This is a genomic window from Arthrobacter sp. FW306-05-C, from assembly GCF_021801725.1.
Classification (GTDB): Bacteria; Actinomycetota; Actinomycetes; order Actinomycetales; family Micrococcaceae; genus Arthrobacter.
Genome location: NZ_CP084556.1, coordinates 1,024,434 through 1,046,665, shown reverse-complemented (window position 1 = coordinate 1,046,665; position 22,232 = coordinate 1,024,434). Strand labels below are relative to the sequence as shown.

Sequence of the window (22,232 nt, the reverse complement as noted above, 5' to 3'; positions counted from 1 at the left end):
CTACTTCTTCCGGGCGAGGGCGACGGCCAGGATGATGATCGCGCCGCGGACCACCTGCTGCTGGCTGCTGTCGAGTCCGGCGAGGATCAGCCCGTTGTTGATCAGGCCGATCAGAAGGGCGCCGAAGAGTGTGCCGATGATGGAGCCGAACCCGCCGAAGAGGCTGGTTCCCCCCAGGATGACGGCGGCGATGGCGGAGAGTTCGTCTCCCGCTCCCCACTGGAACCGTCCGGACTGCAGCCGGCCCGCGTAGAGCATGCCGGCGACGCTTGCCACCATGCCCGAGATGAGGAGCACCTGGAACTTAATGCGCTTGGTATTGATGCCGGTGAACTCCGCGGCGTTGCGGTTGCCTCCTGTGGCCAGGACCTGGCGGCCGAACCTGGTGCGGTTCAGCACGACGGCGCCGATGGCCACGAAGATGGCGCTCCAAACCACCAGGCCCGGAACAGGACCGAAGTTGCCGGATCCAAACACGATGTTGAACGTGTCGTTGAGGATGGGCTGGGGCGCCGACGCCGTGATCCACTGGGCAACGCCGACGGCTATGCCCAGCATGCCGAGTGTCACCAGGAAGGACGGGATGCCCAGGAGGCTGACCAGGGCGCCGTTGATCGATCCGACGACGAGACCGACAGCGAGGCCGGCGAGGATGCCGGGCACCAGGCCCCACTGGGAGAGCGCCATCGCAGTGCACACACTGGACAGGCCCGCCACGGATCCGACGCTCAGGTCGATTTCTGCGCACGCGATCACGTACGTCATACCGACGGCGATGACGGTGATGGTGGCGGTCTGCCGGAAGATGTTCAGCAGGTTGTTCGGCGACAGGAAGCCCTGGTCGCGGAGCAGAACGGCGAAGAAGAGGAAGACAACGACGAAGCCGATGTAGATGACGTAGCGCCGCCAGTCCAGTTCCTTGAGGATAGTGCCGAAATTACGGGGTGCCGCGGTATCCCGCGGCGCGATGGTGTTTGCCTTGCTCACTTTTCAGACTCCCTGCACTGCAAGTTGGAGATACTCCTCGTCAGCAATCTCGCTGCGGGGGATATCGCGGATGATGGAGCCGTCCTTAAGGACGAGGACGCGGTCGCTGACCGCGAGTAGTTCGGGGTACTCGGAGGAGATGACAATGACGGCCTTGCCCGCACTTGCCAGCTCACGGATCATGTCGAGGATTTCGCTTTTGGTGCCGATGTCGACGCCGGCCGTTGGCTCGTCAAGGATCAGGATGTCCGGATCGGTGCCCAGCCACTTGGCGATGACCACTTTCTGCTGGTTGCCGCCCGAGAGAAGCCGCACCGGGCGGTGGGGATGGGCTACCTTCACAGCGAACCTCTTGATCAGTGACGAGGACAATTCCTTCCCCTTCGCGCCGTCCAGGAGGGGTCCCCGCTGGATCTGGCCGAGGAGGGGAAGCAGCAGGTTGTCCTGGACGGAGTGCTCCAACACCAGGCCCTGGGCCCTGCGGTCTTCCGGGATAAGGGCAACTCCAGCGTTGATGGCCTGCTGCGGAGACCCAAGGTTGACCTTTTTGCCCCGCAGGAGGACTTCACCGCTGTCCAGCTTGTCAATGCCAAAGAGAGCACGGGCGAGCTCGGTTCGTCCGCTGCCCATCAGCCCTGCCAGGCCGAGGATTTCGCCAGGCCGGAGCGCGAACGAAACGTCCCGCACCCGCTGCCCCGCGTTAAGCCCCCGGACTTCCAGCAGCGGCGCCCCGTCGTGGGCCACATGGTCACGCGCACGATAGGAAAGCTGGCCCTCGATCTTCTTGCCGACGATGCCTTCCACGATCTGTTCGGGGGTGACGTCCGTCAGCGGCGCGGTAAGGAGGTGGCGGCCGTCGCGGAGGATGGTAATCCGATCCGCGAGCCTGTACACCTCGTCCATGCGGTGGGAAATGTAGATGATTGAGATGCCACGCTCTTTGAGGCGGTCGATCAGTTCGAAGAGCGCTTCGGACTCATGCCGGGCAAGGCTGGCGGTGGGCTCATCCATAATGAGCACCTGGGCATTCTGGGCGAGTGCCTTGGCGATCTCCGTCAGTTGCCAGTATGCGGTGCCTAAGCGTGCGACCCCGGCGCGCGGGTCGACGTCGACTTCCATCTCACTGAAAACTTCCTTGGCACGGCGCACCGCAGCACGATCGTCGATGAGCCCGCCCTTGCCGAGCGGTTCGGCGGCGAGGAAAATGTTCTGCGCAACGGTCAGGCTCGGTACCAGGCTGAACTCCTGGAAGACCATTCCGATCCCGGCGGCCTTCGCGTCCTGGATCGAGTTGATGGCGGTCGGCTTGCCTCCAATAAGGACTGTGCCGGCGTCTGCCTGGTACACGCCCTGGAGGATCTTCATGAGCGTGGACTTCCCGGCGCCGTTGCCGCCCGCCAGCGCGTGGACCTCACCCTTGCGGACATCGAAACTGACGTCTTTCAATACGGGAACGCCGTTGAAGCTCTTTGATATTGAGCGCATCTCGACGACATTGTCTGCGGTATTCATCGTTGCCCTTTCGGCGCGGTGCGGGGGCGGACCCCCGCACCGCCGGTTCTTGCCTACTTCTTGTAGGAGTCCTGGATGTCCTTCGGGGCGTCCTCGTGGTAGACCTGCTTCCACGCATCCAGGACGTTGGAGTGGTCAACCGGAAGGGCGCTCAGCGCCACATAAGCGGGTGCTTTCTTGCCGATGAGCGCTCCGGCGGCCAGCCGCGCTTCCGTGACACCCTGATCGAACGGAACCTGCGCTCCAAGGCCGACGACGAGTTCGTCCTTGGCAAGGGCAATGGCCACGTTCTTGCCAAGGTCTTCCGTGGCAATCTTCAGGTCAGGCCGGCCGGCGGCCCGGGCGGCAGCCATGACACCTTCTGCAGGAACGTCCCAGACCGCCCAGATTCCGGAAAGGTCGGCGTACTTGCTGAGCATGGCGTTCGCGGCTGCCTGGGCATCTCCAGCGAAGTCAGGGCCGGCGATTCCCTTTTCCTCGACAATCTTGATGTCCGGGTATTCCTTCGTAATCGTTTCCTTGAATCCCTGGTAGCGCTGCTTGGTCACGAAGAAATCGGCCTGGTGGAAGACAAGCCCGATCTTCCCCTTGCCACCGAGCGCTTTAGCCATCTGGTGGGCGGAGACGACGCCGTTGCCGTAGTTGTCGGCAGAAACAACAGAGACATAGTCCTGGCCGGCGGTCAATCCCTGGGGGACGTTGTCCATGAAGACGAGCTTGGTGCCGGCAGCCGCGGCTTTCTTGTAGGCGGAGGCCGTAGCCACGGGATCCGTGGGGATCGAGACGATGACGTTCGGGTTCTGCGACATGACCGTCTCGATGTCCGAGACCTGCTTGTCCGGCTTGAAGTTCGCGTCGGTGGTGGCGATGACTTTGATGCCGAGCTTTTCAAACTCGGACTTTAGGCCGTTGATCTGGGCGTTGGCCCAGTCGTTGCCGCCGTAGTGCATCACAATGGCTGCCTTGGCGTTGAGCGCCTTGACCTTTTGGATCTCGTCCGGAGTGAGGTCTGCTGCGGACGCCGGCGAGGGCGTCTCGCCGTTGGGCCCCTTGCTCAGGACCTGTCCCTTGATCTGGTCAAGGGCCTGCTGGGCCTTGCTGGACACACCGGCGTCGGGAGCATTGGACGTGGCCGTGGTCGAACTGCTGCAGGACGCGACCGAAAGGGACAGGACTGCGGCAAGGGCCACGAGGGGAAGCCTGCGGATCATCATTGTTCTCCAGTGCTTGGGGTGGGTGGGGGTGGATGCCTGGGATGGTTCAGGCGAGGGCTATAGCCAGGGCCGGCGGAACCGGGGACAGGACGAGCCCGCCGGAGGCCGAGGCTGTGCGGACGGCAGTGGCCTTGTCTGAAGCTGCCAGCAGCGCCTCTGCGTGTATTTTGTCGACGAAGAAGCCCAGGGAACACGGTCCGTGGTGGGCTTGAACCCACTTCACCGCTTCGTTGGCCGCCTTCGTCATGTCTTCGCCCGCTTCCCGGACCGGGCCGGGGATGGTGGACGCGGACGCGGGTTTGCCCGAATTGTCGACGGAGACCACCAGGCTTGCCCAGAGGCGATCCTCATCGAAGACTCCGACGACTGCCGAAGAGCCGGCAGAGACAAAGGTGCGGACAGCAGCTGCCAGATCGCCGGGCGCCGCATCTTTCAGGAGCACTTCGAGATTTGCCCACTGGGTTTGGTCGGCATCCCGAAGTCCGGCGTTCGGATCGAGCGCGAGTGCGTGGACGATCGTGTCGGGCATCGCGCTCCCTTTCTTCATTGAAATGTGTGGCTGCGTAAACGTTCACGAAGCGTTCGTAAACGTTTACGGACATCATCGTAAACGTTTACGGTGTTACGTGTCAACGGTCACATGGACAGTTATTCCAACGGATACCGGGGTACGGTCCGACGTAAGATCGAAAGGCACGGAACCCGAAAGGTTCCAACCAACGTGCAAGACAGGAGTGGGCATGGCAGGCACAACTGTTCCCCGTGAGGCGAACGGGAGAATGCCGGAAGCCTCACGGCGCCGGAAGCCCACCATCAACGACGTGGCGAGCATGGCCGGCGTCTCCTTCGGCACAGTCTCGCGGGTCCTCAACGACGCACCGGACGTAAGTGCGGCAACGCGGCAACGGGTCCTGCATGTGATCAAGGACATCGGGTACCGCAGGAACCGGGCCGCCACGGCGCTCGTCACCAGCCGGTCCACCTCCATAGGCATACTTTCCGACGGCTCCCCGCGGTTCGGCCCGGTGGGGACGCTCATGGCCCTCGAGAACATTGCACGCAGGAAGGGTTACGCCACAACCGTCATCAGCGTTGAGCGGCCCTACGGAGAGTCGGTCCAGGCCGCCCTGGACACCCTGGACGACACCGGCGTGGGGGGAATCATCGTCATCGCCCCCGTGGTGGAGATGGCCGCAGCCGTATGGAATGCCTCGTGCCGTGTACCGGTGGAGATGATCGCGGCAGGAGCATCATCGACTCCCAACGTCTTCTCATACTCGGAGAACCAGGAGTTGGGCGCACGGCTGGCCACCCAGCACCTGATAGACCTCGGCCACACCGACATCGCGCACTTCGCGGGCTCCATGGACTGGTTCGACGGCCGGGTCCGCAAACGCGGATGGGAAGCCGCGCTGCGCGACGCCGGGCTTACACCAAGGCTGTGCCTCGAAGGCGATTGGAGCCCCCGGTGGGCCTACGAGACCGCGCTCCAACTCGTGCGGGAACAAAAGGTGCCCCAGGCGATCTTCGCTGCCAGCGACCACACGGCTCTCGGGCTGATACGGGCCTTCGCGGAAAATGGGATCAGGGTCCCGGACGACGTGAGCGTGGTCGGTTTCGACGACATCGAAGGTTCAGACTATTTCCTGCCTCCCCTGACCACTGTTCGCCAGGACTTCACGGCCTTAGCGCTCATGAGCATGGAAGTTCTCCTTGGTGCCATGGAAGGGCGGGAGGTGGACCGCACCCCGATCGCGCCCACCCTTGTTGTCCGCGACAGCGCCCGCCAGGCCACCTCCCCCAAGTAGGAGGGGGACGACGGCGGCACCCGCCTCCCGCCGTCGTCCTCCACACGCACTGGTACCAGCAGCGCTAAGACCTGCGGACGCCGCTTGTCCAACAAACGGATCAGACGCTGAAGTAGGCTGGAATCCCAGAAGAAACCAACCAAAAGCGAGGCTAAACGTGCACCAGGACGCCGTCCGGTTCCTGTCCCAGCCGGTGGCCGCCCAGCCCGGCGCTCCCCTGCGCGTCGCCGTGTACTCGCGGATCGCCGAAGCGATCCGCAACGGCCTCCTCACGCCCGGCTCCATGATCCCCACCGAAACCGAACTCGGCACGGACATGAAGGTCAGCCGCACCGTGGTCCGCGAAGCCCTCATGCTGCTCGAGGAGGACGGCCTGATCAGGGCCAGGCGCGGCGTCGGACGCTTCGTCTCGGACACACTCCCCCGTATCGGCATCGAACGCATCCAGCCGTTCGAGGACGTCCTCGCCAGCCCCGGCCAGACGCTGGAGGTCAAGCGCATCCAGGTGGTCCGGCAGGCGGCCTCCGAATTCGTCGCCCCCGGCATCGGCGTCGAGCCCGGGACCGACTGCTGGCTCTGGGAATCCGTCGTCATCCGCGACGGCGAAGCGATCGCCCACCTGCAGGAAAACGTTACCGCCCAGCCGGTCAGCCTCGGCAAAGGTGCCGCCGCGCCCCTTGAGATAGAGGACGACGGCGGCGCCACCCTGCTTGCCGCGCTCACCAAGCAGCTGGGCAGGCTGGCCGGGCCGGGCGAGTGCCAGATCAGCGTCAGCCAGGTGGGGCCCAGCGGGGCGAAGCTGCTGGATCTGCGCCCGTCGGACCCGGTGCTGGTCCTGACGCAGTACGTCCGGAACGCCAACCGGCCGTTCTACCTGGCCAAGTGCCTGGTTCCGGCCCGGGCCGGGCACCTATCGGTGATGCAGCAGTTCCAGTCCTAGCCGGTCACCCGGCGGCTTGACTGCTGTCGTACCCCAATGCACGGCTGGCTTCCAGTCCCGCCCGGGCCACCACCGGCCCCAGCCGTTCAACGTCGGCAGGCCCGATCCGCTGGGTAGGGAACCCCAGGCCCACGGCGCATGCAAGCCTTCCAGTATGGTCGAAAACGGGCGCGCTGATGGAGCCCACGTCCTGGTTGCGTTCCCCGAAGGCCGCAAAGAAACCCTGCTCGCGTGCAACGGCCGCCTGCTGCCTGAGCGTCTCCATTGACACCGGCGTATCGGCCGTAAAGCCCTCGAGCCCCTGCTGGTCCAGGTCATCCCAGGCTCCGGGGTCGAATGCCAGGAAAATCTTGCCGGGGGCGCCGGCGTGCAGCGGCATGACCATGCCCACCATGAATGGCCGCATCACCACGTGCCGGGTCTCGGCCACTGCGACGATGGTCCGGAAGGCCCCGTCCCGGGCGTACAGGCAGGCAGTTTCGCCGGTTTCGTCGCGCAGCTGCTGCAGGACCGGCTTCACCAGCCGGACCACGTCCAGCCCGAACGTCCCGGGGGTAGCCCAGCGGACCAGGCCGATGCCGATCCGGTACCGGTCGCCGTCGCGGTCCAGGAATCCCTCGCGGAGCATGTTCTGGACCAACCGCTGGCAGGTGCTGGACGGCAGCCCGGTTTTGCGGATGATCTGCTGCAGCGTCGGCTCGGGCTCCTCCACGGAAAAGCAGTCCAGAATCTCCGCCACCTTGTGCAGGACCAACAGGGGCGAGGCCCCAGCTCCCGGTTCCTTCGCCACTGTCCGAACACCCTTTCACTCTGTTTCTGCCAGCCTCCAGCTTAGTGAGCAGGGAGCCGTCCCAGCATGTGATCCATTTGACATCCCATCAGAGGGACCCACATCATGGGATCAGAACCCACTTTATGGGTTTACTCGCAAATCCCCAACACAACGACGTGGAGAATCCATGAGCACCCCCGCAATCACCTGTGAAACAGCCCCCGAGCCCAAGCGCCCCGGGATGAGCCGGGTGGGACTGATCGTCCCCAGCTCCAACACCACCATGGAGACCGAACTGCCGGAACTGTTCCGGCGCCAGGCCGAGGCGACCGGCCACAAGTACACGTTCCACTCCGCCCGCGCCGGCATGAAGAAGGTCACCAGGGAAGAACTGCTGGCCATGGTGGGCAAGGCAGCCCAGTGCGCCGAAGCGGTCTCCGATGCCGATGTGGACGTCATCGCCTACGCCTGCCTGGTGGCCGTCATGGCCCAGGGCCCCGAAGCCCACGAGGGCTCCGAAAAAGTCATTGCCGACGCCGCCGCCGGCAACGGACACCCGGCCCCGGTCACCAGCAGCGCCGGCGCCCTGGTCCGGACCCTGCACGAAATCGGTGCCCGGAAGGTCGCCATGATCACCCCCTACATGAAGCCGCTGACCAAGATGGTGGTGGACTACATCGAGGGCTCGGGCATCACGGTGCTGGACGCCATCAGCCTCGAAGTTGCGGACAACCTCGAAGTCGGCTGCCTTGACCCGCAGAACCTGCCCGCACTGGCCCGCAGCCTGCAGCGCGAAGGCGCAGACGCCGTCGTCCTTTCCGCCTGTGTCCAGATGCCGTCGCTCGCCGCGGTCCAGGCAGTGGAGGACGAGCTGGGGCTTCCGGTCATCACGGCGGCCACGGCCACCACCTACGAGATCCTCAAGGCCTTGGGCCACCAGCCCGCCATCACCGGAGCGGGCAGCCTGCTGTCCGGCGCCGGCGTCCCCGCCCCGGCGCACGCATAGGCGGCGGGCACCATGTCGCTCTCACTCATAGCGTTCCTGGTGCTGGTGGCGGCCTTCGCCGTCGGCTCCTTCACCAAGATCAACGCCGGACTGCTGGCCACCGTCGCCGCCTTCGGCGTGGGCACCCTCCTGGCCGGGATGTCCATCAAGGATGTCATCGGACAGTTCCCCGCCGGACTGTTCTTCATCCTGGTGGGCGCCACCCTGCTCTTCGCCATCGTGCGGATCAACGGCACCATCGACCTGCTCGCATACTGGGCGGAACGGCTCGCCGGCGACCGGAAAATCCTGGTCCCCATCCTGATGTTCCTGCTGACCGCAGCCCTGGCTTCCGCCGGCGCCTTCACGCCGGCCGCCATCGCCATCGTCGCCCCGGTGGGCCTGGCACTGGGCGCGCGGTTCGGCATCAGCACCCTGGCCATGGGCCTGGTCATCGTCCAGGGCGCGAACGCCGGCGCGTTCTCTCCCGTCAACCCCTTCGGCGTCCTGGGCAACAAAATGCTGGACGGTGCCGGCGCTTCTGGCGAATCCTTCAAGCTCTATGCGTACTGCTTCATCTTCAACGCCATCCTGGCCGTGATCGCCTACGCCCTGGTGCAGACCATCATGAAGCGCCGGGCAGCCAAGGCGGAGGCGCGTCAGGCGGACGGCGGCAATGCCATGAAGAACGACGACGGCGCTGACGCCCCCTCAGGCGGCAGTGTTTCGGGTCCCGGCAGCGCCGGAACGGCCGTCCTCACCGCACCGCCACAGACCATTGCGGCCACCGGAACCAAAACCCGCCCGGTGAAGGTGGCCGCAACCCCCATGCGTATCCTCACGCTGGTGGGCATTGCCTCCCTGCTGGTGCTCACCACCGTCCTGGGACTCGATGTGGGAGTCGCCTCGCTGGTCATCGCCGCGGTCCTGATCGTCCTGGACTCCAACGTGCAGAAGCCGGCGGTGGAAAGCATGCCGTGGTCGGCCATCATCCTAGTCACCGGCATCGTCACCTACGTGGGCATGCTGGAGAAGATGGGTGCGCTGAAGGAGCTCCAGGAAGGCATCGCAGGCCTGGGCAACAGCTCCCTCGCTGCGCTGATCGCCAGCTACGTGGTGGCCATCGTGTCAGCGTTCGCCTCCACCACCGGAACCCTCGGTGTCATCAGCCCCGTGGTCGTGCCCATCGCCATGGATCCGCTGCTCACCCCCGTGGGAGTGGTGACGGCCATCGCCATCAGCTCCTCCGTGGTTGACGTCAGCCCCATGTCCACCAGCGGGGCCCTGCTGATGGCGAGCGCCCAGCCCAAGGACGAGCGGATGTTCTTCCGTGCCCTGCTGCTGTGGGCCATCGCGATGATCGGTGTGGTGCCGCTCCTCGTCTGGTTCGTCTTCGTCCAGCTCGGCCTCGGCTAAGAGCCCCGGGCGGACAAGGGAAAGGGACGTCCTCGCCGGGGCGTCCCTTTTCCTTTGTCTTTCCCCTTGCACGGGCAGGGCGGGCCGGCCGGCCCTAGTCCTTGGGCCGGAAGTCGCCCGGCCAGTCCTTCAGCCGGATCCGGCCGAGGTCCTGGATTTCGCCGAGGGTACCCCACTCATCCAGGCCCAGCCGGGCCAGTGGCTCCAGCAGGTCGATGCGCGGGTGGCTGCCGTCCAGCACGGCATCGCTCACGGCGGCATGGGTGACTTCGCCGAAAACCAGGGTCGAGTCCCCTATCGGCAGCACGGAGTGGAGATGGCATTCAAGCACCGCCGGTGATTCCTTGACCCGGGGGGCGGCCACGGTGAGGCTCTGCTCCCGGGTCAAGCCGGCGGCGTCGAACTCGCTGATCTCCGGCGGGAAGTTGGTGCCGGTGGCGTTGACCTCTTCCAGGAGTGCGGCGGGGGCCAGGTTGACCACGAATTCGCCGGACGCGGTGATGTTGCGGAGCGAATCCTTCTCCCCCACCGACGTGAACTGCACGATGGGCGGATTGGTTGACGCTACGGTGAAGAAGGAGTGCGGGGCCAGGTTGTCGATGCCTTCCGGGGAGACACTCGAAACCCACGCGATGGGCCGGGGCACCACCACAGCGGTGAGCAGCCGGTAGAAATCACGGGCGGACGTCGCTGAGGGACTGAAATCAGTTCGCATGCTGCCAGACTAACCGGCGCCGCAGACAGGAAGGACACGCACATGAGGTTCCAGCCGTACCGTTCACCCTCAACCGGGCGCCCGGTGCGCGCCGTCCTCTTCGACACCTTCGGGACCGTGGTGGACTGGCGCACGGGTGTGGCAAGGGAGGTGGCAGCTTTCGCGGCAGCACACGCGCATACGCTCGACGCCGAGGCCTTCGCCGACCACTGGCGGGCTCTCTACCAGCCGGCCATGGAAGCCATCCGCTCCGGAAAGCGCGGCTTCACCAAGCTGGACACCCTCCACCGCGAAAACCTTGACGAGGCACTCCGCCGGCACGGCATCGATCCGGCACAGGTGCCCAGGGAAACCCTGGAGGAGCTGAACAAATCCTGGCACCGGCTGCAGGCGTGGCCGGACAGCGTGGAGGGCCTCGCTGCGATCCGCCGCCACTACATCGTGGGCCCGCTATCCAATGGCAACACCTCACTGTTGCTGGACATGGCCAGGAACGCCGGCCTGCCGTGGGATGTGATCATCGGTTCGGACATGACGGGCACCTACAAGCCGTTGCCCCAGGCCTACCTCCGGACAACGGAGTTCCTGGACCTTGAGCCGGGTGAGGTAATGCTGGCGGCGGCCCATAACAATGACCTGCGGGCGGCGCGCGAGGCTGGGCTGGCCACGGCGTTCATCGCCCGCCCCACCGAACACGGCCCCGGCCAGTCGGCGGACCTGGCCCCTCAAGGCGACTGGGACCTGGTGGCGTCAAGCATCACGGAACTGGCGGAGCTGCTAGGGGCCTGACCGCTCTTTGGCAAGGGGACCCGAACCGGGCCTACTTCGGCGCGGTAATTCCGAGGCGGGCCATCCGGCGGTAAATGGTGGCCCTGCTCAGTCCCAGTTCGTTGGCGGCCGCGGCCACCGTGATGCCCGGCCGGGAAAGGCACCGGATGATCTCGTCCCTCTCGACGGCTTCGATCCGGGTGAGGTGTGGCCCGGCGCGTCCCACAAGCCGGGAGGGCAGATGCCGCACATCGATGGTTTCCGTCCGCATGGCCGCGTCATTGACCATGGTGAAAAGTTCGTCCACGTTGCCTGGCCACCCGTAGCCGGTCAGCGCGTATTCGGCAGCGGCCGTGAAATCCACGTCACGCATACGCGATTGGCGGGCGGCGTACCTGGCCAGGGGCATTACATCGGTGGGGCGTTCGCGCAGGGCAGGCACCGGCACCACGGTTTCCACCGAGGCGGCCAGTGGCTGCGGGACGGCGCCCAGGTCCTCCGCGGTCATGGCCCAGGTAATGGAGGCTGGGCTTCCGGCCGGTGCAGGCAATGTCTTAACCGCGGCGGCAGCCCGGGTGCTCAACTCCTGCGCTGCCCAGGCGGGCAGGAGGTCAACGTTTTCGACGATCACGGCGGTATCGGGCTTGGTCAGCTCGGGGGTCCAGAGCGACAACCACGCCTCCACGTCCTCAGGCTCCGGAGCTGCTGCACACAGGATGCGGCTCCCGGGGTGCGCCTGCCGGATAGCCTGCCCCAGCAAGGTGGCGCGCCCGGAGCCTGGTTCTCCGACGGCGGCCACGACTCTGTTTGTCGCAAGGGCCAAGGCCGCACGGTCCAGTGCCTCCGTCCAGTCCGGGGACATGGCGCGCAGCGTTCCCGCACCCGGTTCAACCCGGCCCCGCTGGACCCGGAAGACGCCGCCCTTGGGTCCCGCTTTCGGCCTGTGGCCACCCGATTTTGCGAGCATGAGGGCAGCGGTATTGCTCGCTGCCGACTGGGCCAGGGCCAAAAGCAACTCCGGTGACGACTTGGACCAGGTGGTGATGTTCACGCTGCCCTCGAGGCGTCCGCTGAGGGGATCGATCACCGGCACGGCAGCGCAGGTGTACGTCCGGAGGCTTGCGCTGAAGTGTTCCTCGGCACGAACCAGGCTCGGCGTCCGGTCCGCCAGCGCCATACCCAGCCCGCTGGTTCCCGCTTCCCGCTCGGAAAACGCGAAACCGGGAGCCAGATGGACCTTGTCGAGCGCCCGCAGCAGTGAGGTATCGCCGCTGAACCGGTTGAGGACCAGCCCGTTGGCGTCGGTGAGCATCAGGCTCAGAGGCTCGTTGGCCAGCGTCTGGTGCAGGCTGGTGAGCACCTCCTGGCCGCATTGGTAGAACAGCGAGTCACCGGCCACGGACCCGGCCCAGACGGGGTCGATGGCCTCGGCCGAGACGCCGTATTCTTCACTGCGCTGCCATGAGGCGAGAAGGCGTCTTGAGACAGTCGTCATCATGCCTTCCGGCCCGCCGGCCGGTGGCCGCGGGACGGGAACGTTCTGGTCCGGCACCATCGCCGCCCTCCTTGTCCTGGTCATTCGAGATTACGGCGTTGTGCCTCGAAAGGCGATGCCGCCCTGTCTCAAAATGAGACACCGGTCACAGGTTGACGGCGGTCTTTTGGCCATAGCGTCGTCTCTGTCGCGACTATGGCAGTCGCGGGGAGGAGAACGATATGTACAGCAAAGACGGCGAGAACTACTTCATCGTCGACGCGCACGTCGCGTTGTGGGACGCCCGCCCGGAGAACCAGCGGAATATCCAGGGCAAGCAGTTCATTGATTGCTTCTACGACTACCACCGCAACCTCGGTCCCGAGGAGGAACACTGGTCCTACGAGGAGTTCCTGTACCAGGGCGGCGAACGCCTCATGAAGGACCTGTTCCAGGACGGCTACGTGGACCACGCGATCTTCCAGCCGGCCTATCTCGGCGCGTTCTACAAGAACGGCTTCGCGCAGGTGGAGGAAGCCTATGGACTGGCCGCCGCGCACCCGGACAAGCTCACGTACAACCACTGCTATGACCCCCGGGAGGGTGAGGCAGGCCTTGACCGGCTCCGCGCCGACCACGAGAAGATGAAGTTCAAGGGGGTCAAGCTCTACACCGCCGAATGGCGCGGCGAATCCCGCGGGTACAAGCTCTCCGATCCCTGGTCCTACCGGTATTTCGAGGAGTGCCGCAAGCTCGGCATCAAGAACATCCACATCCACAAGGGCCCCACAGTCCGCCCGCTGGACCGGGACGCTTTCGACGTTGCCGACGTCGACCACGCCGCGTCCGATTTCAACGACCTGAACTTTGTGGTGGAGCACGTCGGCCTGCCCCGGCTGGAAGACTTTTGCTGGATCGCCACCCAGGAACCCAACGTCCACGGCGGCCTCGCCGTCGCGATCCCCTTCATGCACACGCGGCCGCGGTACTTCGCCCAGATCATGGGCGAGCTCATCTACTGGATTGGCGAGGACCGCATCCAGTTCTCCAGCGACTACGCCATCTGGTCACCCCGCTGGCTGATCGAGCGGTTCGTTGACTTCCAGATCCCGGAAGACATGACCGAATACGCCCCGCTCACCGTGAACCAGAAGAAGAAGATCCTGGGACTGAACGCCGCCAAGATGTATGACATCCCGGTGCCCGCAGAGCTCCAGCTCCCCAACGCGGACGAGACCAAGACGGGACCGCGGCAGCCGGAACGGGCGGACCTGGCAGGCGCGGCATGACGGCGGCGTTGACGGAGCGCACGCTCCGGCAACGGGACGAGTCGGTGACAGCAGAGGACGTCCGGCATGCGCTGGGGGCCGTGCTGGATCCCGAACTGGACGAGCCCATCACGGATCTGGGCTTCGTCCGTTCCCTCCAGATCACCGGCTCCCCGGCGGGCGCGATAGTGGTGCTGCACCTGCGGCTGCCCACGTCATTCTGCTCGCCGAACTTCGCCTACCTGATGGCGTCCGACAGCAAGGACGTGGTCTCGGCGCTGCCAGGGGTGGCGGCGGTAATGGTTGAACTCGATGACCACCACGACTCCGACCTCATCAACGCAGGCCTCGCGGCCGACGCAGGATACCAGGGCACCTTCGGCCACGAGGCCGAGCACAGCCTGGAGGAGCTGCGGTGGACGTTCCGCCGCAAAGCGCACACCGCCGCGATGGAGCGCTGCCTCACCGAACTGCTGCGGGCCGATCCCACGCTGGCGGAAGAAAGCGTCGGGACGGTGCGGCTGGGTGACTTGCCGGCCGGCCGGACCAAGGATGCTTTAGTACGACGGCGGATGGCGCTTGGGCTGCCGGCGGAACCTGCCGCCGTCGTCCTCGTAGACCATGACGGCGTACCCTACCCGCCCGACAACGTGCCGATGGCGCTGCGGCGAGCGCGCTCCACCCGCATTTCGATCGACGGCAATGCGCACTTCTGCCGCGGCCTGCTGCGGACACGCTACGCCGGCTCCGGCGTCGACCAGACGGACCGGCCCGAGGGAGCCGAGCCTGCCGACCAGCACCATCTGCTTCCGTTCACAGTCAAGGAGATCCACCCATGAACACCATGCGAGCCGTCCAGGTGGTCGGCTACCACGAAGGCCTGAAGATGACCGAGGCGCCCATTCCGGAGGTGGCCGGGGCCTGGGACGTCGTGGTCAGGATCGGCGGAGCCGGCGTGTGCCGGACTGACCTGCACATCCTCGAGGGACAGTGGGCCGAAAAGTCCCAGGTGCAACTGCCCTACACCATCGGGCATGAGAACGCCGGGTGGGTGCACGCCGTCGGCAGCGCCGTCACTAACGTCAAGGAAGGCGACAAGGTGATCCTGCACCCGCTGATCACCTGCGGTTTGTGCCGCGCCTGCCGCTCCGGTGACGACGTGCACTGCGAGAGCAGCAAGTTCCCGGGTATCGACACGCACGGCGGGTACGCCGAGTACCTCCTCACCTCCGCCCGGTCGGTGGTGAAGATCGACGATTCACTGGAACCTGCGGACGTGGCGGCCCTGGCGGACGCCGGCCTGACGGCCTACCACGCTGCGGCGAAGGCGGCCAAGCGGCTGACGCCGCGGGACAACTGCGTAGTGATTGGCGCCGGCGGGTTGGGCCACATCGGGATCCAGGTGCTGAAGGCCCTCACCCCGAGCCGGATCATCGTGGTGGACCGCAACCCGGCCGCCCTGGAGCTGGCGAAGTCGATCGGTGCCGATGAAGGGGTGCTTGCGGACGGCACGCAGGTGGAACAGGTGCGGGCCCTCACCGGCGGCAACGGCGCGGAGGTGCTGATCGACTTCGTGGGCGAAGGCGGCGCGACGTCCGAGGGCATTGCGATGCTGCGGCAGGCCGGCGACTACTTCGTGGTGGGCTACGGCGAGGACATCAGCGTGCCCACCATCGACATCATCTCCTCGGAGATCAACATCATCGGCAACCTGGTGGGTTCCTACAACGACCTGCAGGACCTCATGTCGCTCGCCGCCCGCGGGGCCGTCACACTGCACACCCAGAAGTACAAGCTGGACGATTTCCAGCAGGCCATCAGCGACCTGGACGCCGGCAAGGTCCGCGGCCGGGCCATCCTGGTGCCCTGATCCTGCCCATCCATCGAAGGAGAACCATGATCTTCATTACCGCAAAATTCCCGGTGAAACCGGAGCACGCCGACGCGTGGCCGGAGATTTCCCGGGACTTCACTGAGAAGACGAACGCCGAGGAGGGCTGCCTGTTTTTCGAGTGGGCCCGCTCCCTGGCCGACCCCAACACCTACGTCCTGATCGAGGCGTTCCGCGATGACGAGGCCGGCGGTCAGCATGTCCAGTCGGAGCATTTCAAGCGGGCGACGGCGGAGCTGCCCCCGTACCTCGCGCGGACTCCGGACATCGTCAACGTCAAGGTGGACGGGTGGTCAAAGCTCGGCGAGCTCGCGGTCGAGTAGGTCGTAGGTCGGTGCCCCGGCGGCCCGTCGGCAGCGCAAGCTGCCGACGGGGCACCCGCAATGCCGGTCCAGCAGTCAGGCGACCGACGTCGCCGACGCGAGGGCCGCCGTCGTGGTTATAAATTGTCCCAGCAGTGCAGGCAACGGCAATAAACACGGCCACAAGGCTGGAAGAAAACAACGCCGACATCACGGCACACACCAGGCTCAGCGACGTCCCCAGCCGCAAGATACGCACCCACCGCGCCACACCAGGCGGAAGATGCACAGAGCGGCGATGGCTGTGAGGACGAGCACGACGACGAAGATGGACCGGAAGCCAAGGGTCTCGGCCATGAGCCCGCCCACGTAGCCGTCCACGCCGCCCACTCCCCCGTTGATGGCGGCGATGATGCCCACGGAGGTGCCGAAGACCTTGGCCTGCAGGTTCTCGCTGAGCACGATGTAGGCGAGCGCGAACACAGCGCTGGAGACGCCCTGCAGGAACCGGCCGGTGACCAGCAGCGGCAGGGTGGGTGCGGCGATGCAGAGGATGGTGCCGGCGCCCATGATGCCCAGGACCAGCAGCAGCGCGGCGCGGCGGCCGATGAAGTCGCTCCACCGGCCGATCACGGGCCCGGCGATGGCGCCGGCCAGGAAGAACATGGACTGGACGGGGGCGGCGCTGTCCGCGCTTTCGCCGAAGCTCGCGGCGATCCGCGGCAGCGCGGGGGTGACCATGCTGGCGTTCAGCTGGAAGGACAGCACGCCCAGCAGCAGGGTGGAGATCAGCAGGGCGGCGCGCCGGCCGGAGAGCCTGGCCGCGTCGCCGTCGGGAAGGACGACGGCGACGCCTCCTTGGGCGGGAGGCGCGGCTGCGGCTGGGGTCGGGGTGTTCACATCAAACTCCTTTGTTCGAGCAGAAGGGATCGTCTTTTCGTGGAGATCCGAGTTGTTATACAACCATGTATAACTCGCAAGTACAACCATGCGCTACACTTTTTCGAAAGCCCGGCCGCTTCCGGCCCTCCCCCTTCAGAGAGTTTTCCCATGAACACAACACGTCCTGCCGTCACCGTGGTCGGCAGCATCAACCTGGACCTGATCGCCACCGCCGAGCGGCTTCCGACCGCGGGCGAAACCATCGGCGGCGCCGTCCTGTCCGAGCAGCCCGGCGGCAAAGGCGCCAACCAGGCAGCGGCCGCGGCACGGCTGGGCGGCCGCGCGGGGATGGTCGGTGCCATCGGGAACGACGCGTCTGGGCAGCGGATGCTGGACGCCCTGGCGGGTGCAGGCGTCGATACGTCCGATGTCGCCGCCCTCCCCCAGCCGACCGGGACGGCGCTGATCGTGGTGGACCGCGACGGCGAGAACCAGATCGTCGTGTGCCCCGGCGCGAATTCGCACCTGTCGCTGGACGGGGTGGAGTTCGGCCCGGACGAGACGGTGCTGTGCCAGTTGGAGGTCGGGCTGGATGTGGTGCTGGAGGCCTCCCGGAAGGCGCAGGGTTTCTTTGTACTGAACGCGGCGCCGGCCATGGACCTGCCGACGGAGCTGCTGGAACGGTGCGACCTGGTGATCGTCAACGAGAGCGAGTACGCCCTAATCCCGGCGCTGGTGGAGGCGAAGCGGGTGGCGGTGACGTACGGCAAGGACGGCTCGGCGATGTTCGAGCACGGCCGGAAGGTGGCCGAGGCACCGTCCGTTGCGGTGGCGGTGGCGAACACCGTGGGCGCGGGCGACGCGTTCTGCGCTGCCCTGGTGCTTGCGTTGTGGAGCGGGCTGGACTACGCCCGGGCGCTGGCGGTGGCCAATGCCGTGGGGGCGGACGCCGTGGGCGATCCGTCGTCGCAGCCGGATTTGGCACGGCTGGGCCACTACGTGGAGCGGACCGCCGCTGCTTCGGGCGCTTCCTTGTGACTGTTGTGTTCCGGCGGGCGGTGCCGGCGGACTTTCCGGAGGTTCGCCGCATCACGCGCGAGGCCCACCTTCGGGCCAGGCACTTCGCTGCCGATCATCCGTACATGGGCGTGCTGGAGGACGTGGAGCACCGGGCCGAGCATGCCCAGGTGTGGGTGGCGGAGGCCGCCGGGAAGGTGGTGGCGGCGGTGACGCTTACGTTCGCCGGCCAGCCGTACAGCGAGATCGCGCAGGACGGAGAGCTGGAGTTCCGGATGCTGGCCGTCGACCCTGAACATCAGGGCGGAGGCGTGGGCCGGGCGGTAGTTCGCGAGATCGTGGGGCACGCGCGGCAACTCCCCAACATCGAGGCGATCAGCATCACCAGCGCCACGTTCATGGAACGCGCCCACGGCCTATACCGATCGCTGGGCTTTCGCCGCGCGCCGGAGCGGGACTGGTACGTGCCGGGCGAGGACGTACTGCTGTGGGTGTTCCGGCTGGAGCTGTAGCTCCCGTAATGTACCTCCGCCCGACTGCTGTCGAGATCCCGGTGCACGTGCTGGGTTCCAGTCCCGCACGGGTTACCACCGGCCCCAGGCGCTGAAAATCGTCGGCCCCATCCGCTGCGAAGGGAACCCCAGGGAATAGCCATGCCCAGCATGAACGCCCGCAGCACCACGTGCCGCGCCTCGGCCTTCGCAACGTTGGTCCGAAATGTCTCGTCCCAGACATACAGCTCCTCGCGGTTCCAGGACTGGAACTTCGGTAACTACCGCCCTGAGCGCATCAGTGTGCTAGCCGAGTAGAGAGTTCAAAGAGACGAGTCTGCCCTGTTCCATGCGTGAAACGAGAGGTGTCCCGATTGAGCGGGACGGAGTAAAGGACGTTCGCCACTCTCGCAACCGAGGCAAATGCCGCGGCGCCTACTGTCTGCATTTTGGTGCCGGTTAGGGCCAGCTCAATACGATATGCATTGTCGAGGACGTATTGGTCGTAGTACTCCATGAGCAGATCGTAGGTGGCGGCGGCGTCCATTGCGCTGACGGAGCGAAGTTCACCATTCTGACTCGCAACCAGGTAGTCGCTAATCAAGCCCACCGCTCTGCTCTCGATGCCCTTCGGAGTGCTGGAATGGGTAGTCCTCACGCCGATGATCTTGTCTGTTGCGATACTCTCGAGTAGCGAGTCGAGCCGTCGATACTTGAGCGTAACGAACGCGACAAGAATTGATCGGAGAGATGCATCGAGCCATGGCTCACCCACGGACAACGGAACAAACTCGGTTCCCTCCCCTGGTGTGATCGCGTCGAGATGCTTGAGTGCTTCCGGGAACTTACCCTCCTGGAGAAGTTCCATCACGGGGTGCAATTCCTCCGGCAAGGGGTCATACGTGTGAGCCGCGCTGTGGAGAATATATACCTGCCCACGCTTGCTCAGCAGTTCCTTCGTGAAGCAATAAATCAAGGGTTTTGTGAGCGCCGAGACATCCAGGATTACGGGCCCCTGTGGCAGCGAGTTCACTGCATCACGAACAGCATCGCTTGGATCAATCCGTGAATCAGCGTCGAAGAAGTCAACTTGAGACGTAAGGGCCTCGACGGCTGCAGCGACCTCATCTGCATTTCCCTCATCGGCGTAACGTACCAACAGGAATCGATCGACTTGCGCGATTCCTCCTGAATTAAGCGCCCTAATAGAGCCTGCGGCGCGATCTTCGAATCCGACGCCTGCGATAACTGAGGCTGACTGCCAGCTAAATGTGTCTGGTCCGATCGGAAGCTCGTCAATGTTGACCCTGAGGGCGGTCCGCGGCAGCCCAGCAGCCGGACTGGGTGTCAGGAGTCCAGTAAAGTCTTCATCGAACAACGTCAGTTGCGTCTGGTCATCACCTACTGGCGGCTCAATCGATTCTTCGTCGTTCTCATCGTCTTCAATGAGCTCCCGCAACCAGTTTTTGCCCTTGTCAATCCCCGACTGCGGGAGGGGCGTGAGTCCTTCTGAACGGGGCTCCTCGAGCCATTTAGTGACCGAAGCCCCAATGAGTTCAAATCGATCCCTATTGCTAAGTGGTATGCGGAAGTTCAGCCCGAAGAGTTTTCGAAACCGCAAAGCGAACTGGTAGATGGGCACTCCGTCGACCGCCTTCGACCTCTGTCTAAACCCGATGATCACATACACACCGTTGTCAACGAGGTTCATGAGGCTTCTGAAGGCGGCCTTGTCGCTGCTATCGATTTCGACGAAGATATCGGAGTACTGGCGCAGTCGTTCTCTCTGCGCGAGCTCTCGGTGGCTTGCGTTTGCGAACGCTGCGCTGTGGTTGAAGTACCACGCGTTGTCAACGTCGAGCTTTACAAGAGAGAGGAGGCGCAATCGGCTTTCAGACACTAGAATCTCATGCTGCCGACGCTGGCTTATAACACTGCCCGGTTGAGTTCCGAAAGTCATTTTGTGAAAGATCTGAAGGACATCGCCGATGTCGCCCACGCAGACGGCAGCGAGGGCACTCAACCCATAATACGGGTACCTGTCCGCGGGCGTGCCTGGCCCAGCCGAGTACTTGATTGACTCCGCTATATTCCGCAGGCTTCGATTGCCCAATCGCTTTCGCGAGGGTACTGCCGCGCTACCGCTTACAATCTGCTGGCGGCGATCCAAAATCTGCTCAAGGAATCGCGCACCAGCCGCTCCCTTGAGGGCCTCTAGAACGTGCTCGCCAAGGTGGAAGACCTGATAATCGCGGCCTTCGAGGGCCCTTTCTCCGCTCGGTGAGTGCAGCACTTGAGTTTGCGTCTCCGTGCTGATCTTAAACCCGAACGTCTCGCTTTTGAGGCAAAACTGCGTCAGGAGGTCGGTGAGATCATCTTCGTTCACGAACCGCTTGCTTACATCGTCGAGAAGGAATAGGACGGTCTTAGCTGCCCAGATATCAACCAACGATCGGATGCCCTTCGCGAGCTCGGTGAAAGCCTCTAACGGAACGAAGGCGCGGCGCACATCGTCGGGCACATCTCGCTGTATCGCCTTACTAAGTTCAAGCTCGATGCGGGGGAGAGCCGCTGATTGCTCACCAGGCTGAAAGGTCGGGACTGTGGCAGATATGAGCTCGCAGAACCTGTCGATAGCCTCTGGCCGCGGATTGCCAAGACTGTGCACCTCGCACGTCTGAACGGCTCTTATCGCTTCCCTGGCATAAGCGAGATAGAGACGCTGAAGGGCGCCTTCACCTACTCGTTCCCGTGGAGCTCGGAGCAGATGCGCGCAAGACACGAAGAGCCCGAGGTAACTCTGACCCGCAATCCGAGAAACGGCCTGAGCTCGGTCTTCCTCGGGGGCCACCACAGCGTGCGCCGACCACTCAAGCGAGCGAAGTAGCATTGTCTTCCCGCAGCCGCGCATGCCGACCACAAGTTGAGGCCCCGCGGAAGTCATCGCCCTCGTCCATTGCCCATCGGGGTCATAAATCAAAGTCCGTGCGAACGCAGACGGGAGTGTTTGCGCATTGTAGTGGTCTTGTATGGATTGAAATTCGATCGGACGGAACTGTTCCGGATGCACCGCCATCTCGTACGCGCGCCGCACTTCCCGGAGCATGTCTGTTGCAGTGACACGTCGCGATTCCCAGTCGATTTGGGCATGTGCCTGCGCGACCCGCCGGAGCTGGGCGGAGAGTCTCACATCGCTGGCGATGATCGCAGACGACGACGCGGACTGGTCAAAGCGATCCAGCAGCCGGTGAATCTGAAGGGAAATCTGCTCCAGATCACCTAGCCGTGAAGAGTTAAGGTCTGCTTTGTCGTCTTTCGCCGCGCTACCCAAGTCGAATACCCTCACCGCTACCCCGGGATCGATGGCACGTCGCCGGTGCTTTTCGGGTGGCAGGCTAACGATGACGGCGTTACCGCCATGTAAGTCATTATGAAAGATGCTTTGTGACTGCAGCTTTTCGCTCAGCGTCAAGAGATCTTCAGCGACTTGCGCGATCGCACGCGGCGTCAGCACATTCCCGTGCGCAAAATAGTGCTCGACGGTCTCGCCTCTGACGAGTTCCATCTGCGTCCAGTACACATCCAGCGGCGTGCCGCCCAGATCGACGCAATCCTCACCCCAGTTGGCAATTCGCGCAATCTCAGGGATGTCCTCAAGCGAAGCGTGAAGACGGCATTCGCTTTCGAAGTCACGACGGTTTCCATAGCCACCGACTGTTTCGTCATTCGGAGCGGGCAGCTCATATACCGCTTTAGGGGTCACCTTCGGGACTGCTGAAGGTTTAGTTGA

At 64.6% G+C, this 22,232-nt stretch carries 19 protein-coding genes and 1 pseudogene; 11 read left to right on the top strand and 9 right to left on the bottom strand.

What is annotated here, in order from left to right; all coding sequences use genetic code 11:
- Genes LFT44_RS04900 through LFT44_RS04885 form a run of 4 tightly spaced genes read right to left on the bottom strand, consistent with a single transcriptional unit; the run spans nucleotide 1 to nucleotide 4,242 of the window.
- Nucleotides 1-987, bottom strand: a complete 987-nt coding sequence (locus LFT44_RS04900; RefSeq protein WP_236801391.1) for an ABC transporter permease — start codon at nucleotides 985-987, stop codon at nucleotides 1-3.
- Nucleotides 988-990: 3 nt separating this feature from the next.
- Nucleotides 991-2,499, bottom strand: coding sequence for a sugar ABC transporter ATP-binding protein (locus LFT44_RS04895; protein ID WP_236801390.1), 1,509 nt, complete (start codon nucleotides 2,497-2,499; stop codon nucleotides 991-993).
- A gap of 53 nt (nucleotides 2,500-2,552) precedes the next feature.
- Nucleotides 2,553-3,713 (bottom strand): substrate-binding domain-containing protein, encoded by a 1,161-nt coding sequence (locus tag LFT44_RS04890; protein WP_236801389.1) that lies wholly within the window; start codon nucleotides 3,711-3,713, stop codon nucleotides 2,553-2,555.
- A gap of 46 nt (nucleotides 3,714-3,759) precedes the next feature.
- Entirely contained in the window at nucleotides 3,760-4,242 is a 483-nt protein-coding gene (locus LFT44_RS04885) for a hypothetical protein (protein ID WP_236801388.1), read from the bottom strand.
- Between the two features lie 211 nt (nucleotides 4,243-4,453).
- Between LFT44_RS04885 and LFT44_RS04880 the strand changes: the two genes are divergently transcribed.
- Nucleotides 4,454-5,521 carry a LacI family DNA-binding transcriptional regulator gene (locus LFT44_RS04880; protein ID WP_236801387.1) on the top strand — a complete coding sequence of 356 codons (1,068 nt, stop codon included), beginning with the start codon at nucleotides 4,454-4,456 and terminating at the stop codon, nucleotides 5,519-5,521.
- Nucleotides 5,522-5,678: 157 nt separating this feature from the next.
- Complete coding sequence (locus LFT44_RS04875; protein WP_236801386.1) at nucleotides 5,679-6,461, top strand: GntR family transcriptional regulator; 783 nt, start codon at nucleotides 5,679-5,681, stop codon at nucleotides 6,459-6,461.
- A 4-nt stretch (nucleotides 6,462-6,465) separates the two neighbouring features.
- On the opposite strand, the gene LFT44_RS04870 is transcribed toward LFT44_RS04875, so the two are convergent.
- Nucleotides 6,466-7,251, bottom strand: coding sequence for an IclR family transcriptional regulator (locus LFT44_RS04870; protein WP_236801385.1), 786 nt, complete (start codon nucleotides 7,249-7,251; stop codon nucleotides 6,466-6,468).
- A 169-nt stretch (nucleotides 7,252-7,420) separates the two neighbouring features.
- Here LFT44_RS04870 and LFT44_RS04865 point away from each other — a divergent pair, with 169 nt between their 5' ends.
- Together LFT44_RS04865 and LFT44_RS04860 are read left to right on the top strand one after the other, a co-directional pair.
- Nucleotides 7,421-8,239 (top strand): maleate cis-trans isomerase family protein, encoded by an 819-nt coding sequence (locus tag LFT44_RS04865; RefSeq protein WP_272910880.1) that lies wholly within the window; start codon nucleotides 7,421-7,423, stop codon nucleotides 8,237-8,239.
- A 12-nt stretch (nucleotides 8,240-8,251) separates the two neighbouring features.
- Nucleotides 8,252-9,634, top strand: coding sequence for an SLC13 family permease (locus LFT44_RS04860; RefSeq protein ID WP_236801384.1), 1,383 nt, complete (start codon nucleotides 8,252-8,254; stop codon nucleotides 9,632-9,634).
- A 94-nt stretch (nucleotides 9,635-9,728) separates the two neighbouring features.
- Here LFT44_RS04860 and LFT44_RS04855 read toward each other — a convergent pair whose 3' ends face one another.
- Nucleotides 9,729-10,349: a flavin reductase family protein gene (locus tag LFT44_RS04855; RefSeq protein ID WP_236801383.1), complete on the bottom strand. Its 621-nt coding sequence runs from the start codon at nucleotides 10,347-10,349 to the stop codon at nucleotides 9,729-9,731.
- Between the two features lie 42 nt (nucleotides 10,350-10,391).
- On the opposite strand from LFT44_RS04855, the gene LFT44_RS04850 reads away from it, so the two are divergent.
- On the top strand, nucleotides 10,392-11,138 hold the full coding sequence (locus LFT44_RS04850) for a haloacid dehalogenase type II (protein WP_236801382.1): 747 nt from the start codon (nucleotides 10,392-10,394) through the stop codon (nucleotides 11,136-11,138).
- A gap of 31 nt (nucleotides 11,139-11,169) precedes the next feature.
- On the opposite strand, the gene LFT44_RS04845 is transcribed toward LFT44_RS04850, so the two are convergent.
- Entirely contained in the window at nucleotides 11,170-12,672 is a 1,503-nt protein-coding gene (locus tag LFT44_RS04845; RefSeq protein WP_236801381.1) for a helix-turn-helix domain-containing protein, read from the bottom strand.
- A 161-nt stretch (nucleotides 12,673-12,833) separates the two neighbouring features.
- Here LFT44_RS04845 and LFT44_RS04840 point away from each other — a divergent pair, with 161 nt between their 5' ends.
- Genes LFT44_RS04840 through LFT44_RS04825 form a run of 4 tightly spaced genes read left to right on the top strand, consistent with a single transcriptional unit; the run spans nucleotide 12,834 to nucleotide 16,073 of the window.
- Nucleotides 12,834-13,880 carry an amidohydrolase family protein gene (locus tag LFT44_RS04840; protein ID WP_236801379.1) on the top strand — a complete coding sequence of 349 codons (1,047 nt, stop codon included), beginning with the start codon at nucleotides 12,834-12,836 and terminating at the stop codon, nucleotides 13,878-13,880.
- Nucleotides 13,877-14,698 (top strand): iron-sulfur cluster assembly protein, encoded by an 822-nt coding sequence (locus LFT44_RS04835; RefSeq protein ID WP_236801378.1) that lies wholly within the window; start codon nucleotides 13,877-13,879, stop codon nucleotides 14,696-14,698. Before LFT44_RS04840 ends, LFT44_RS04835 begins: the two co-directional genes overlap by 4 nt.
- Nucleotides 14,695-15,729, top strand: coding sequence for an NAD(P)-dependent alcohol dehydrogenase (locus tag LFT44_RS04830; protein ID WP_236801377.1), 1,035 nt, complete (start codon nucleotides 14,695-14,697; stop codon nucleotides 15,727-15,729). Before LFT44_RS04835 ends, LFT44_RS04830 begins: the two co-directional genes overlap by 4 nt.
- 26 nt (nucleotides 15,730-15,755) lie before the next feature.
- A complete protein-coding gene (locus LFT44_RS04825) occupies nucleotides 15,756-16,073 on the top strand; it encodes a putative quinol monooxygenase (RefSeq protein WP_236801376.1) in 318 nt (105 codons plus the stop codon).
- A 240-nt stretch (nucleotides 16,074-16,313) separates the two neighbouring features.
- Here the strand turns inward: LFT44_RS04825 and LFT44_RS04820 are convergent.
- A pseudogene (locus tag LFT44_RS04820) lies at nucleotides 16,314-16,952 on the bottom strand (MFS transporter); the annotation flags it as partial.
- Between the two features lie 150 nt (nucleotides 16,953-17,102).
- Here LFT44_RS04820 and LFT44_RS04815 point away from each other — a divergent pair.
- Together LFT44_RS04815 and LFT44_RS04810 are read left to right on the top strand one after the other, a co-directional pair.
- The gene (locus LFT44_RS04815; RefSeq protein WP_236801375.1) at nucleotides 17,103-17,972 is read left to right on the top strand and encodes a ribokinase; all 870 of its coding nucleotides are present in this window, start codon (nucleotides 17,103-17,105) and stop codon (nucleotides 17,970-17,972) included.
- Complete coding sequence (locus LFT44_RS04810) at nucleotides 17,969-18,463, top strand: GNAT family N-acetyltransferase (RefSeq protein ID WP_236801374.1); 495 nt, start codon at nucleotides 17,969-17,971, stop codon at nucleotides 18,461-18,463. The genes LFT44_RS04815 and LFT44_RS04810 overlap by 4 nt, the downstream gene beginning before the upstream one ends.
- 277 nt (nucleotides 18,464-18,740) lie before the next feature.
- On the opposite strand, the gene LFT44_RS04805 is transcribed toward LFT44_RS04810, so the two are convergent.
- On the bottom strand, nucleotides 18,741-22,205 hold the full coding sequence (locus LFT44_RS04805) for an ORC-CDC6 family AAA ATPase (protein WP_236801373.1): 3,465 nt from the start codon (nucleotides 22,203-22,205) through the stop codon (nucleotides 18,741-18,743).
- Nucleotides 22,206-22,232: the final 27 nt, after the last annotated feature.

What these genes read in the sequence shown, in the direction of transcription:
- LFT44_RS04895 (WP_236801390.1), bottom strand. Translation starts at nt 2,499, where the DNA reads ATGAATACCGCAGACAATGTCGTCGAGATGCGCTCAATATCAAAGAGC.
- LFT44_RS04890 (WP_236801389.1), bottom strand. Translation starts at nt 3,713, where the DNA reads ATGATGATCCGCAGGCTTCCCCTCGTGGCCCTTGCCGCAGTCCTGTCC.
- LFT44_RS04885 (WP_236801388.1), bottom strand. Translation starts at nt 4,242, where the DNA reads ATGCCCGACACGATCGTCCACGCACTCGCGCTCGATCCGAACGCCGGA.
- LFT44_RS04880 (WP_236801387.1), top strand. Translation starts at nt 4,454, where the DNA reads ATGGCAGGCACAACTGTTCCCCGTGAGGCGAACGGGAGAATGCCGGAA.
- LFT44_RS04865 (WP_272910880.1), top strand. Translation starts at nt 7,421, where the DNA reads ATGAGCACCCCCGCAATCACCTGTGAAACAGCCCCCGAGCCCAAGCGC.
- LFT44_RS04860 (WP_236801384.1), top strand. Translation starts at nt 8,252, where the DNA reads ATGTCGCTCTCACTCATAGCGTTCCTGGTGCTGGTGGCGGCCTTCGCC.
- LFT44_RS04855 (WP_236801383.1), bottom strand. Translation starts at nt 10,349, where the DNA reads ATGCGAACTGATTTCAGTCCCTCAGCGACGTCCGCCCGTGATTTCTAC.
- LFT44_RS04850 (WP_236801382.1), top strand. Translation starts at nt 10,392, where the DNA reads ATGAGGTTCCAGCCGTACCGTTCACCCTCAACCGGGCGCCCGGTGCGC.
- LFT44_RS04845 (WP_236801381.1), bottom strand. Translation starts at nt 12,672, where the DNA reads ATGGTGCCGGACCAGAACGTTCCCGTCCCGCGGCCACCGGCCGGCGGG.
- LFT44_RS04840 (WP_236801379.1), top strand. Translation starts at nt 12,834, where the DNA reads ATGTACAGCAAAGACGGCGAGAACTACTTCATCGTCGACGCGCACGTC.
- LFT44_RS04835 (WP_236801378.1), top strand. Translation starts at nt 13,877, where the DNA reads ATGACGGCGGCGTTGACGGAGCGCACGCTCCGGCAACGGGACGAGTCG.
- LFT44_RS04830 (WP_236801377.1), top strand. Translation starts at nt 14,695, where the DNA reads ATGAACACCATGCGAGCCGTCCAGGTGGTCGGCTACCACGAAGGCCTG.
- LFT44_RS04825 (WP_236801376.1), top strand. Translation starts at nt 15,756, where the DNA reads ATGATCTTCATTACCGCAAAATTCCCGGTGAAACCGGAGCACGCCGAC.
- LFT44_RS04815 (WP_236801375.1), top strand. Translation starts at nt 17,103, where the DNA reads ATGAACACAACACGTCCTGCCGTCACCGTGGTCGGCAGCATCAACCTG.